This window comes from Ruminococcus sp. OM04-4AA, assembly GCF_003462585.1.
GTDB lineage: Bacteria > Bacillota > Clostridia > Lachnospirales > Lachnospiraceae > Mediterraneibacter > Mediterraneibacter faecis.
This window is the reverse complement of sequence record NZ_QTZH01000009.1, coordinates 34,040-47,215: the sequence shown is the minus strand read 5'-3', so window position 1 is coordinate 47,215 and position 13,176 is coordinate 34,040. Positions and strand designations below refer to the sequence as shown.

At 44.3% G+C, this 13,176-nt stretch carries 13 protein-coding genes and 1 pseudogene; all 14 read left to right on the top strand.

Going from position 1 to position 13,176, the window contains the following annotated elements; translation table 11 throughout:
• Positions 1-221: 221 nt before the first annotated feature.
• The 14 genes and pseudogenes from DXB52_RS04655 to spoIIIAC all read left to right on the top strand — a co-directional run bounded on the left by DXB52_RS04655 (position 222) and on the right by spoIIIAC (position 13,175).
• Positions 222-689, top strand: a complete 468-nt coding sequence (locus DXB52_RS04655; protein WP_020436252.1) for a ribosome maturation factor RimP — start codon at positions 222-224, stop codon at positions 687-689.
• 17 nt (positions 690-706) lie between these two features.
• Positions 707-1,903 carry a transcription termination factor NusA gene (nusA, locus tag DXB52_RS04650; RefSeq protein WP_020436253.1) on the top strand — a complete coding sequence of 399 codons (1,197 nt, stop codon included), beginning with the start codon at positions 707-709 and terminating at the stop codon, positions 1,901-1,903.
• 20 nt (positions 1,904-1,923) lie between these two features.
• Positions 1,924-2,196 carry an RNase P modulator RnpM gene (rnpM, locus tag DXB52_RS04645; RefSeq protein ID WP_020436254.1) on the top strand — a complete coding sequence of 91 codons (273 nt, stop codon included), beginning with the start codon at positions 1,924-1,926 and terminating at the stop codon, positions 2,194-2,196.
• Positions 2,189-2,500, top strand: a complete 312-nt coding sequence (locus DXB52_RS04640; protein WP_055157638.1) for a L7Ae/L30e/S12e/Gadd45 family ribosomal protein — start codon at positions 2,189-2,191, stop codon at positions 2,498-2,500. The genes rnpM and DXB52_RS04640 overlap by 8 nt, the downstream gene beginning before the upstream one ends.
• A gap of 57 nt (positions 2,501-2,557) precedes the next feature.
• Entirely contained in the window at positions 2,558-5,212 is a 2,655-nt protein-coding gene (infB, locus tag DXB52_RS04635) for a translation initiation factor IF-2 (RefSeq protein WP_020436256.1), read from the top strand.
• Between the two features lie 118 nt (positions 5,213-5,330).
• Positions 5,331-5,705: a 30S ribosome-binding factor RbfA gene (rbfA, locus tag DXB52_RS04630; protein WP_015529083.1), complete on the top strand. Its 375-nt coding sequence runs from the start codon at positions 5,331-5,333 to the stop codon at positions 5,703-5,705.
• Positions 5,706-6,683, top strand: a complete 978-nt coding sequence (locus DXB52_RS04625) for a DHH family phosphoesterase (protein WP_020436257.1) — start codon at positions 5,706-5,708, stop codon at positions 6,681-6,683. It begins immediately after the preceding gene.
• Positions 6,680-7,606, top strand: a complete 927-nt coding sequence (truB, locus tag DXB52_RS04620) for a tRNA pseudouridine(55) synthase TruB (protein WP_020436258.1) — start codon at positions 6,680-6,682, stop codon at positions 7,604-7,606. The genes DXB52_RS04625 and truB overlap by 4 nt, the downstream gene beginning before the upstream one ends.
• Before the next feature lie 18 nt (positions 7,607-7,624).
• A complete protein-coding gene (locus DXB52_RS04615; RefSeq protein WP_117579394.1) occupies positions 7,625-8,536 on the top strand; it encodes a bifunctional riboflavin kinase/FAD synthetase in 912 nt (303 codons plus the stop codon).
• A gap of 146 nt (positions 8,537-8,682) precedes the next feature.
• Positions 8,683-8,949, top strand: a complete 267-nt coding sequence (gene rpsO / locus DXB52_RS04610) for a 30S ribosomal protein S15 (RefSeq protein WP_015529087.1) — start codon at positions 8,683-8,685, stop codon at positions 8,947-8,949.
• A 311-nt stretch (positions 8,950-9,260) separates the two neighbouring features.
• A pseudogene (locus tag DXB52_RS04605) lies at positions 9,261-11,347 on the top strand (polyribonucleotide nucleotidyltransferase).
• A 149-nt stretch (positions 11,348-11,496) separates the two neighbouring features.
• The gene (spoIIIAA, locus tag DXB52_RS04600; protein WP_015529089.1) at positions 11,497-12,441 is read left to right on the top strand and encodes a stage III sporulation protein AA; all 945 of its coding nucleotides are present in this window, start codon (positions 11,497-11,499) and stop codon (positions 12,439-12,441) included.
• Entirely contained in the window at positions 12,429-12,947 is a 519-nt protein-coding gene (locus DXB52_RS04595; RefSeq protein WP_055172690.1) for a stage III sporulation protein AB, read from the top strand. Before spoIIIAA ends, DXB52_RS04595 begins: the two co-directional genes overlap by 13 nt.
• A gap of 33 nt (positions 12,948-12,980) precedes the next feature.
• The gene (gene spoIIIAC / locus DXB52_RS04590; RefSeq protein ID WP_015529090.1) at positions 12,981-13,175 is read left to right on the top strand and encodes a stage III sporulation protein AC; all 195 of its coding nucleotides are present in this window, start codon (positions 12,981-12,983) and stop codon (positions 13,173-13,175) included.
• Position 13,176: the final 1 nt, after the last annotated feature.

Here is a 13,176-nt window from a genome sequence, read left to right as displayed (position 1 = left end):
GGAGACGGTGAAGAAAGAGAAAGTTAAGGGGATTTCTAAGGTGTTGTAAGAAAATGTGCAAAAACCCTTGATTTCCTCAAAGAAAAGTGCTAGAGTAAATATAGTTACATAAGGAATTGGCAGAAGAGTGGACGAAAGTTCACTCTTCTTTGGTGATATGGAAAATTCTTTATGAATCAGATCACAAACTATATTATAGAAGAAAAGGAGTTTGACGCAGCGTGTCCAGAAGAGAAGATTATGAACAGCAGACAGAAGCACTTCTCGAGCCTATCGTAGAGGAACTCGGGTTTGAGCTGGTAGATGTAGAATATGTGAAAGAAGGAGGTACCTGGTACCTTCGCGCGTATATTGACAAACCAGGCGGAATTGCCGTGGATGACTGTGAGGCAGTCAGCAGGAGATTCTCCGATATCCTTGATGAGAAGGATTATATTGAAGACTCCTATATCTTTGAAGTAAGTTCTCCGGGACTTGGAAGACCACTTAAGAAAGAGAAGGATTTTAAGAGAAATCTTGGAGAAGAAGTAGAGATCCGCACATACCGTGCAATCGACCGACAGAAAGAGTTTGTCGGAATTTTAAAGAGTTATGATGAGAATACAGTGACCATCACATACGAAGATGAGACAGAGCAGACATTTGACAGAAAAGAAATCGCTTTGATCCGTCAGGCTTTGGATTTTTAATTTAGGAGGAAAGAAAAATGAACACAGAATTACTCGAAGCATTGGATATTCTTGAAAAAGAGAAAAACATCAGCAAGGATGTCATGTTGGAGGCCATTGAAAATTCACTTTTAAGTGCATGTAAGAACCATTTCGGAACATCCGATAATATTAAGATCGTTATGGACCGCAACACATGTGACTACTCTGTATATGCAGAGAGAGAAGTTGTTGAAGAAGTATTTGATCCTGCAATCGAGATCAGTCTTGAGGATGCAGAGAAGATCAATCCGGCACTTCATATCGGAGATATCGCACAGGTTGAGCTTCATTCCAAGGAATTCGGACGTATTGCAACACAGAATGCAAAGAACCTGATTCTTCAGAAGATCAGAGAAGAAGAGCGCAAGGCAGTATTTGATCAGTATTTCGAGAAAGAGAAGGATATCGTAACAGGTATCGTACAGCGTTATATTGGCAAGAATATCAGTGTGAATCTTGGAAAAGCAGATGCAATCCTTACAGAGAACGAACAGGTGAAAGGAGAGCATTTCGAGCCGACAGAGCGTATTAAGCTTTATATCGTAGAAGTTAAGAACACACCAAAGGGACCAAAGATCCTTGTATCCCGTACACATCCGGAACTTGTAAAACGTCTGTTTGAATCAGAGGTTGCAGAGGTAAAGGACGGAACAGTTGAGATCAAGAGCATTGCCCGTGAGGCTGGTTCTCGTACAAAGATGGCTGTATGGTCTAACGATCCGAATGTTGATCCGGTCGGAGCTTGTGTTGGTATGAACGGTGCAAGAGTAAATGCAGTCGTAAAAGAGCTTCGTGGTGAGAAGATTGATATCATTAACTGGGATGAGAATCCGGCACTTCTGATTGAGAATGCACTCAGCCCGGCGAAGGTTATTTCTGTTATGGCTGATCCGGATGAGAAGATTGCAGGAGTTATTGTTCCTGATTATCAGCTTTCACTTGCAATCGGTAAAGAAGGCCAGAATGCAAGACTTGCAGCCCGTCTGACAGGATACAAGATCGATATCAAGAGTGAGACACAGGCAATTGAGTGTGGAGATCTTCCGGAGAACTACATGGAGCAGATGGGTATGGTCGGAGAAGAAGGCTATACAGTCGGAGAAGAGGAAGAAGAGTACGATGATGTTCCGGCAGATGCAGCTGATGAAGACGGAGCAGATGAGATTGAATTCGTTGAGACAGACGAAGAGTAAGATCTGAGGGAGTGAATTGTTTGGCAGTAAAGAAGAAAGTACCTATGCGTAAATGTGTAGGCTGCGGCGAGATGAAACCAAAGAAGGAACTGATTCGGATCCTCAGAACAGAGGAAGAAGAATTTGTCATTGACACAACCGGAAAGAAAAACGGACGTGGAGCGTATCTCTGTCCGCAGAAGGCATGTTTTGAGCAGGCTGTGAAGAACAGAGGACTGGAGCGTTCCTTTAAGCAGGCAATACCGCAGGAAGTATATGAACGGCTGGAAAAGGAGATGGATGAGATTGGCTAGAGATAAAATACTGTCTCTGATCAGTCTGGCAACGAAAGCGGGGCGCTGCGCAAGCGGTGAATTTATGACAGAAGGACAGACAAAGTCCGGAAGAGCAAGCCTTGTAGTTGTTGCAGAAGACGCTTCAGATAATACAAAGAAAAAATTCCGTGATATGTGTAAATTTTATAAAGTTCCAATGATAGTTTACGGAGATAAAGATACCTTGGGGCATGCGATGGGAAAACAATTCCGTGCATCTCTGGCGATATTAGACGAAGGATTTGCAAAAGGAATATTAAAAGAACTGAAATCCCGTACCTGATGAATGGGAGTAGAAGACAAAGGTTCCCCGTTGATTGCTTGAAGGAGGTAGATTTATATGGCAGATGAGAAGATGCAGAATGAAAATAAAAAGAGTTTAAACACCAGGGAGGATAACGTGGCAGAAGATATTAGAAGAGAAGCAGCTGGCAAAGATGCTGAGATGGCTGCAGATAAAACAACAGAAAAAGAGGGTGCTCCAAAGAAGAAAAATCTTGCATTTGTAGTTCGCCCACAGAATTCAAAGAACAGCAGCAGACTGCAGGGAAAACGTCCGGGACAGGGACGTCAGGGACAGAACCAGGGTCGTCCAAACGGTGATGGAAAACGCCCAGCAGCAGGACAGAGCCGTTCGAATGGTGAAGGAAAACCGGCTCGTACAGAGAAACCGACAGCAAAAAGCGAAAGACCGGTTCGTGCAGCAGAGGACAGACCGGCACGTCCGGCACAGAACGGAGCACGTTCTGAGAGACCGCAGGGATCAAGAACAGAAAGAACAGGACGTCCGAGCGGTGAGGGAAGACAGGTACGCTCTGACAGACCGGGACAGAAACCATTTGGAGACAGACGTTCTAATGGCGAGAACAGAGGCGAAAACAGAGGACCACGTCAGGACAGAGACGGACGCGGACAGCGTTCTGACAGAGGAGGACGTGACGGATTCCAGGGACGCGACAACCGTGATGGAAGAGAGAACCGTGACGGAAGAGACGGACGCGGACAGGGACAGCGCTCTGACAGAAGAAATGACAATCGCAGAAACGACAGAAGTGACGCTACACCGATCGTAGAACAGCAGAAGACACAGAGAAACAAAGCGAAAGACAAAGAAAGAGATAATAAGAAGAAAGAATACAGAGATGAAGCTTTCGAAGGAAAAGGAAGAAAAGGCAAGAAGCAGAAACCGGCAGTGGAAGTGAAGAAGCCACAGGTGAAGGAAGAGAAGCAGGAAGAGCAGATCAAACAGATCGTGATTCCAGAAGTTCTTACAATTAAAGAGCTTGCTGATAAGATGAAGATCGTTCCTTCTGTTATTGTTAAGAAGCTTTTCATGCAGGGCAAGATCGTAACTGTAAACCAGGAAGTTGATTATGAGACAGCAGAAGAGATCGCGATGGAATTCGATGTTCTCTGTGAGAAAGAAGAAGTTGTAGATGTAATCGAAGAACTTCTGAAAGAGGATGAAGAAGACGAAAGCCTTATGGTAAAACGCCCACCGGTTGTATGTGTTATGGGTCATGTTGACCATGGTAAGACATCTCTTTTGGATGCAATCCGTAACAGTAATGTAACAGGTCGTGAGGCCGGTGGTATCACACAGCACATCGGTGCATCTGTTGTTGAGATTAACGGAGAAAAGATCACATTCCTTGACACACCGGGACATGAGGCATTTACTGCAATGCGTATGCGTGGAGCAAACTCTACAGATATCGCAATCCTTGTAGTTGCTGCGGATGACGGTGTTATGCCACAGACAATTGAGGCAATCAACCATGCGAAAGCAGCAGGAATTGAGATTATTGTTGCGATCAACAAGATCGATAAGCCAAGTGCGAATGTTGAACGTGTAAAACAGGAACTGACAGAATACGAACTGATTCCGGAAGACTGGGGCGGAAGCACAATCTTTGTTCCGGTATCAGCGCATACACATGAAGGAATCCAGGATCTTCTTGAGATGATCCTTCTGACAGCAGAGGTTATGGAACTGAAAGCGAACCCGAACCGTGCCGCACGTGGTCTTGTGATCGAGGCTGAGCTTGATAAAGGTAAGGGATCTGTTGCAACTGTTCTTGTACAGAAAGGTACACTCCACGTAGGAGATGCGATCGCAGCAGGAAGCGCTCATGGTCGTGTAAGAGCGATGATGGATGACAAGGGAAGACGTGTGAAAGAAGCAGGTCCGTCCCAGCCGGTTGAGATCCTTGGTCTGAATGATGTTCCGAATGCGGGAGAAGTATTCGTAGGATGTGAGTCTGATAAAGAAGCAAGAGCGTTTGCAGAGACATTTATTTCCCAGAACAAGGTAAAACTTCTGGAAGAGACGAAGTCCAAGATGTCTCTGGATGATCTGTTCAACCAGATCCAGGAAGGTAACCTCAAAGAACTTGATATTGTTGTTAAGGCTGATGTTCAGGGATCTGTAGAGGCAATCAAGCAGAGTCTTCTGAAGTTGAGTAACGATGAAGTTGTTGTTAAGATCATCCATGGCGGTGTTGGTGCAATTAATGAATCTGACGTTATCCTTGCATCTGCATCAAATGCGATCATCATTGGATTTAACGTTCGTCCGGATGCAACAGCGAAAGATATCGCTGAGCGCGAGGGTGTTGACTTAAGACTTTACAGAGTTATCTACAATGCCATCGAAGATGTAGAGGCAGCCATGAAGGGTATGCTTGATCCTGTCTTTGAGGAGAAGGTTCTCGGTCATGCGGAAGTACGTCAGACATTCAAGGCATCAGGAGTTGGAACAATTGCCGGTGCGTATGTGCTTGACGGTATCTTCGAGAGAAACTGTTCTGTTCGTCTGATCCGTGACGGAATCGTTGTATTCGACGGACCGCTGGCATCTCTGAAGCGTTTCAAAGATGACGTGAAGGAAGTCAGAACAGGATATGAGTGTGGTCTCGTATTCGAGAACTACAATGACATTAAAGAAGGCGATCAGGTTGAAGCCTACAAGATGGTAGAGACAGAACGCAAGTAAGAATAAAAGATGCCGACATTTGCAGAGTGTTGTAATTGTCAGCAGGTGACAGAATTGTTACTCGTGCAGGGGTCATACATTGCAGGAGTAACTTTTCTGTATAAAAAGGAGTTATAACATGAGAAAGAACAGTATTAAGAATACAAGAGTCAATGCAGAAGTACAGCGTGAGCTGAGTAATATCCTGCGTGGCGGGATCAAAGATCCACGTGTTGCACCGCTGACATCTGTTGTTGCTGTTGAAGTAGCACCGGATCTTAAGACATGCAAGGCATATATCAGTGTTCTTGGAGACAAGAAAGCACAGGAAGATACGATCAAAGGTCTTCAGAGTGCAGAGGGATATATCCGCAGAGAACTTGCACGTACAGTGAATATGCGCAACACACCACAGATTACATTTATCGTAGACCAGTCCATTGAATATGGAGTAAATATCAGCAAGAAAATTGACGAAGTGACAAGAGATTTGAAGGATGGAGCTGAGGAATAGATGATCGTATTAAACGATGTATTAAAAGGGAAACACAGTGTAGCCATTGGCGGACACATTCGTCCGGATGGGGACTGCGTTGGTTCTACAATTGGATTATATCTTTATCTGACCACTTATTATCCGGAGATTGAGACAGATCTGTATCTGGAGGAGATTCCGGAAGCATTTCAGATGATGGGACACTGGGATGTGCCGAAGCATGAGATTGTAGAAGGCAAAGTTTATGACCTTTTCATCAGTCTGGATTGTGGGGACGAAAGACGTCTTGGTTTTTCCGAGCCAATGTTCCAAAATGCAAAGGAAACTTTATGTGTGGATCACCACGTCAGTAACGAGTCTTTTGCAGACACGAATTATATCGTGCCGGATGCAAGTTCTACTTCTGAACTTGTTTTCCGTCTGCTGGATGAGGAGAAGATTACGGAAGAAATCGCATCTTTCCTTTATATGGGGATTGTGCATGATACCGGAGTGTTCCAGTATTCCTGTACTTCACCGGAGACAATGGAAGTCGGTGCTGCACTTTTAAGAAAAGGGATCAATGGAAGCGCGATCATTGACGGAACATATTTTGAAAAATCCTATGTTCAGAATCAGATGCTTGGGAAGGCACTTCTTGAGAGTATGATGATCCTGAATAAGAAAGCGGTTGTCTCAGTGATACGTTTGAAAGAAATGGAGTTCTTCCAGGCAAAACCGTCTGACCTGGATGGAATTGTCAGCGTATTGCGTCAGACAAGAGGTGTGGAGGTTGCAATCCTTCTTTACGAGCTCGAACCGCAGACATTTAAAGTAAGCCTTAGATCAAAAGAAATCGTTGATGTAAGTGCAGTTGCGAAATATTATGGTGGTGGCGGTCATGTGAGAGCAGCCGGTGTTACAATGAAAGGTTCCCCGCATGATGTGATCAACAATCTGACACTTTTAATTGAAAGACAGCTTAGAGTGGCAGAAGAGAAAAACGAGGAAAAATGATAAACGGAATAGTTAATATTTACAAAGAAAAAGGATATACTTCCCATGATGTGGTTGCAGTTCTTCGAAAAGTTGTCGGACAGAAGAAGATCGGTCATACAGGTACGCTTGATCCGGATGCAACGGGAGTCCTTCCGGTGTGTCTTGGAAGAGCAACAAAGGTTTGTGAGCTTCTGACAGATCATGATAAGACATATGAGGCTCTGCTGCTTTTAGGAAAGACGACAGATACGCAGGACATTTCCGGAGAGGTTCTGGAGGAGAGGGATCCGGGCGATCTGACGGAAGAGGAAGTACGTTCCTGTATCGAATCATTTATCGGAGAATATGATCAGATTCCGCCGATGTACTCTGCGTTGAAAGTGAATGGGAAGAAGCTTTATGAGCTTGCCCGTGAAGGAAAGACCGTGGAGCGTAAGAGCAGAAAAGTCCAGATTCATGGAATTCGCATTCTGGAGATGAATCTTCCACATGTGCGTATGGAGGTGGACTGTTCTAAGGGAACATATATCCGTACTTTGTGCCATGACATTGGAGAGAAGCTTCGGGTGGGCGGCTGTATGGAAGAACTTGAGCGTACGAAAGTCGGCCGTTTCCTGAAAGAAGATGCAGTAACACTGGATGAAGTGCGACAGAAGATGGAACAGGGAGAAGGTGCAGAACTTTTCACTCCTCTGGATCAGATCTTCGCGGAACTGCCGGCCGTTACTGTGATGGATGCGAAGGCATGGATGTCTTATAACGGAAATGATCTTCCGGAACGTTTTCTGTTAGAAAAAGAAGCGTGGACAGATGGGCAGGAAGTCAGAGTATATGATTCCAGAAAGAATTTTATCGGCCTTTATCAGTATCGTGCACCGAAGAAGCTATTCCATATTAAGAAAATGTTTCTGGATCCTGAAGCAGAGAAAATTGAGAAATAAAGGACGAATAAGACAGACATGCAATATATAAAAGGATTAGATGCCTTTGACGGAAGAAATCAGACAGCGGTAACGCTTGGAAAGTTTGACGGATTACACAGAGGACATCAGAAGCTGCTCAACAGAATAATAAAATATGCGCAGAAGGAAGACTGTGACAGTGTTGTTTGTGCATTTGATATGGACAGAGATTGTCTGATGACAAATGAAGAGCGAAGGGCATTTCTTGAGGACAAGGTAGATTATCTGATCGAGATTCCATTTACGAGAGAAATGATGGAGATGGAAGCAGAGAAATTTATCGAAGAGATCTTATATAAGAAGCTGCACGCATCACACATTGTTGTCGGAACAGACTTTAACTTTGGTCATGAAAAAAGAGGCAATCATCAGATGCTGGAGAAATATGCAGCGAAATATGGCTACACAGTTGATGTGGTCGAGAAAGCATATTACAAAGACCGGGAGATCAGCAGCACTTATATCAGGGAACTTCTTCTCGATGGAAATGTTCCTCTTGCAAATGAGCTTTTAGGGTATCCGTATGAGATCACCAGCGTTGTGGAACATGGACAGCAGCTTGGAAGAACACTTGGATTTCCGACAATGAATCTTGCACCGCAGGAAAAGAAAATCCTGCCAAAGTACGGTGTCTATGCCTGTCGCGTTCTTGTGGATGGTGTATGGTATGGCGGTGTGGGAAATGCCGGGGTGAAACCGACCGTTGCGCAAGAGAAAAGACGGTTGTTTGAAGTTTACGTTTACGGATATGAAGGCGATGCTTACGGGAAGACTGCCACAGTGCAGATTCTGGAGTTCGAACGTCCGGAAACGAAATTTCATTCGGTTGAAGAACTCAAAGACTGCGTGATGAAAGATATGCGGTACGGAGAGGAATATCTGAAAAATCATCCATTCGATGAAAGATAAAAGATTTTAAATTTGTGCTTTACAAGCAGATATCTCTGTGCTATACTATCCGAGGTATCAAATCAGCCGGTGTTCGGTAATCGGATCACTCCGACCATTGCTTAATGCCAGGCGGTTTAACTAAGAATTTTAAGGAGGATATTACAATGATCGCAAAAGAGAAGAAACAGGCTATCATCAAAGAATTTGGAAGAACAGAGGGAGATACAGGATCACCGGAAGTACAGGTTGCTATCCTTACAGCAAGAATCAACGAGCTGACAGATCACTTCAAAGCTAACCCGAAGGATCACCACTCAAGAAGAGGACTTCTTAAGATGGTTGGACAGAGAAGAGGACTTCTTGCATACCTCAAGAAAGTAGATATCGAGAGATACCGTGCTCTGATCGAGAAACTTGGTCTGAGAAAATAATAAGATTTTCCAAAGAAGAAGATCAATTGACAGATCAGAAACTGCATCTGATGATGTGGTTTCTGGTCTGTTTCTTTTTGTCTGAATTTTTGGTACTTTTTGGTCTTTTTTTGGAAAACTATTTACTTCTTATTATAGAATATGATATAATTTAAAAGCTTATGGGTAGAGAAGAACCGAGACCACTGAAAAGTGTATTATCCAACGACTACAGTGGGTTTCAATTGCCATAGAATAGTACATTTTTCAGTAGTTTCGGAGCAAATTGTTCTGCTCATATAAAACGAAGATAAGATAAAAAGGAGAAAACCATGTATAAAAAGTTTGAAATGGAACTGGCCGGCAGAACACTGCGTGTAGATGTTGACCGTGTGGCAAAACAGGCGAATGGTGCAGTGCTGATGCATTATGGTGACACAACTGTACTGTGTACAGCAACAGCATCTGACAAGCCGAGAGAAGGAATTGATTTCTTCCCACTCAGCGTAGAGTATAATGAGAGAATGTACGCTGTAGGAAAGATCCCGGGAGGATTTAATAAGAGAGAAGGTAAAGCATCTGAGAATGCGATCCTGACAGACCGTGTCATCGATCGTCCGATGCGTCCTCTTTTCCCGAAAGATTATAGAAATGACGTAACACTTGAGAACCTTGTTCTTTCTGTAGATCAGGACTGCAGCCCGGAACTTACAGCTATGCTTGGTGCTGCACTTGCAACAAGTATTTCTGATATTCCGTTTGACGGACCGATCTCTACAACACAGGTTGGACTCGTTGACGGAGAGTTCGTATTCAACCCGACAGCAGCACAGAAGGAAGTATCTGATCTTGCATTGACAGTTGCTTCTACAAAGGAAAAGGTTATCATGATCGAGGCCGGTGCGAAGGAAGTTCCGGAAGCGAAGATGATTGAAGCAATCTTTGCGGCACATGATCTGAACCAGAAAGTGATCGCTTTCTTTGACACGATCGTTGCAGAGTGTGGAAAGCCGAAACATGAGTATCAGAGCTTTACTGTTCCGCAGGAACTCTTTGATGCGATCCAGGAGATCGTTCCGGCTGCTGAGATGGAAGAGGCTGTATTTACAGATGACAAACAGACAAGAGAAGAGAATATCCGTGTGATCACAGAGAGACTCGAGGAAGCATTTGCAGACAACGAAGAGTATCTTGCGAAGCTGGTGAGGCTGTTTACCAGTATCAGAAGAAGACAGTAAGAAAGATGATCCTCAAAGATCATAAGCGTCCGGATGGTCGTGCAATCGATCAGATCAGACCGCTTGCAGCAGAAGTAGACCTGATCCCGAGAGTTCATGGTTCTGCTATGTTCACAAGAGGACAGACACAGATCTGCACAATGACAACACTTGCTCCACTTTCTGAAGCACAGAAGCTCGACGGTCTTGATGAAGCAGAGAAGACAAAGAGATATATGCATCACTACAACTTCCCGTCCTACTCTGTAGGAGAGACAAGACCTTCCAGAGGACCGGGACGTCGTGAGATCGGACATGGAGCACTGGCTGAGAGAGCACTCCTTCCGGTACTTCCAAGCGAGTCTGAGTTCCCATATGCGATCCGTACAGTATCTGAGACATTTGAGTCTAATGGATCTACATCACAGGCAAGTGTCTGCGCATCCAGTATGTCACTGATGGCAGCAGGGGTGCCGATCAAGTCTGCTGTAGCAGGTATCTCTGCAGGACTTGTAACAGGTGAGACAGATGATGATTACCTTGTACTGACAGATATCCAGGGACTCGAGGACTTCTTCGGAGACATGGACTTTAAGGTAGCAGGTACTCACAAAGGTATCACAGCAATCCAGATGGATATCAAGATCCACGGACTGACAAGACCGATCATCGAAGAAGCAATCGCTGCTACAAAGAAAGCAAGAACTTACATCATGGATGAAGTTATGAGTAAAGCAATTGCTGAGCCTAGAAAAGAAGTTGGAGAGTTTGCACCGAAGATTATTCAGATGCAGATCGATCCACAGAAGATCGGTGATGTTGTCGGACAGCGTGGTAAGACAATCAATGCAATCATCGACGAGACAGGTGTTAAGATCGACATCGATGATGAAGGAAATGTATCTATCTGCGGTACAGAGAAAGAGAACATGGAGAAAGCTGCGAAGTACATCCAGACAATCGTTACAGATTACGAAGCAGGACAGCTTTTTGAAGGAAAGGTTATCAGCATCAAAGAATTCGGAGCATTCGTTGAGTTTGCACCGGGTAAAGAAGGAATGGTACACATTTCCAAGCTTTCTAAGCAGAGAGTTGACAAGGTAGAAGACGTTGTAAGCATCGGTGATGTTGTGAAGGTTGTATGCCTTGGTAAAGATAAGATGGGAAGATTCAGCTTCAGCATGAAAGATGTTGCAGAATAAGAATCAGAAAGAATAAAAAAAGAGGAACAGAATTCAGGGAACTGGGTTTTGTTCCTCTTTTCTTGTATGTGCAAGGAATACTTTAAGAATCTTATCCATATATTGTGTAGAGAGGAGGGGTACGGACAACAACTGGAGAGGTGGACAAGATGGAAATGGAAAGACAGAACAAAAAGATGCAGGTCTGGAATCTGCTGGCAGAAAAAATCCGTAAGCTTGTAGAAGAATCCGTCAGTAATCCGGAGGAACTGCAGGAGATCAGGATACGTACAGGTCAGCCGCTGCTGATTCAGATGAAAGGGCAGGAACGGGTTCTTCCGGACCCGGTACACCCGTATCTGGTTACAAAAGAAGATATTGGTGAGACAATGGGATATATTTGTCATTATTCGCTCTATGCATATGAAAATGAGTTGAAACAGGGATTTATTACAGTGGAAGGAGGTCACAGGGTCGGGGTGGCAGGAAAAGTAATTATAGAAAATGAAAAAGTAAAAAATATACAGTATATTTCTTCGCTAAATGTAAGAATTTCTCACGAAGTACTTGGGTGTGCTGACGCATTGATTCCATATATTACGGAAAATAAACAGATTTGCCATACATTGATCATTTCTCCGCCGTGTTGCGGAAAGACTACTTTGATCCGTGATCTGATCCGTCAGATATCGGATGGAAATGAATACATAAAAGGGTGTTCTGTCGGTGTGGTAGATGAAAGATCGGAGCTTGGTGGGTGTTATCTTGGAATCGCGCAGAATCATCTGGGTACAAGGACTGATATTTTAGACTGTTGTCCGAAAGCGGAGGGGATGATCATGTTGATCCGTTCTATGGCGCCGCGCGTGATCGCAGTGGATGAGATCGGCACAAGTGAGGATATCCATGCCATTGAATATGCCATGCAGTGCGGCTGCCGGCTGATCGCGAGTGTACACAGCCTTGATATGGATGAGGCTTCTAAAAAGCCGATCCTGGGTGACCTGATCCGCAGAAGAATGTTTCAGCGTTATGTTGTGCTTGGACAGGATCACGGTCCTGGCAAGATCCGGGAAATCTATGATGAGCGGGGGCGTGTGCTGTGCAGAAATTAGTCGGATGTTTTCTGATCCTGTTGGCAACGACCGGAGCAGGATGGATGTATGGAAAAGAACTTCGGAATTATCTGGAAGAATTGAGTCATTTTCGCAGAATTATAGAACAAATAAAAGGCGAATTACTGTATGCAGGACTTCCGCTTTCGGAAATTTTTTATAATATTGCATCAAGAGAGAAGGAACCTTATGAAAACTGGCTGATGGATCTGGCATTTCAATGTCAGGGCACACAGGAAAAGCGGTTTGCTGACTTGTGGACAGATACGATAGGAAAAGATCTTCCGGAACTGAAATGGAGAGGGAAAATGAATCCTCTGATCTGCGAACCTGGGGAACTGCTTGAAATAGGAGACAGAGAAGGTGTAGTTCGTCTGCTGGAGTATCATTTAAAAAGGCTGGATATGGAAATTGAAAAGAGAACTGCGGAAACGTCTGAGAAGAAAAAGCTCGGTAGCTGGCTGGGGGCGGCAGGAGGGATTTTTCTTGTGATCCTTCTGCTTTAAAAGGGCGGGAACAAAAGGGAGAGGAGGGAGAATGTGAGCATCAATCTGATATTTAAAATTGCGGCGGTGGGAATTCTTGTATCTATTCTGAGTCAGGTTTTGAAGCATAGCGGCAGAGAGGAACAGGCATTCCTGACAAGTCTTGCAGGGCTGATTCTTGTATTATCCTGGGTTCTCCCGGCGATTTATGACTTATTTTCTTCGATCCGGCAATTGTTTTCTCTTTAAG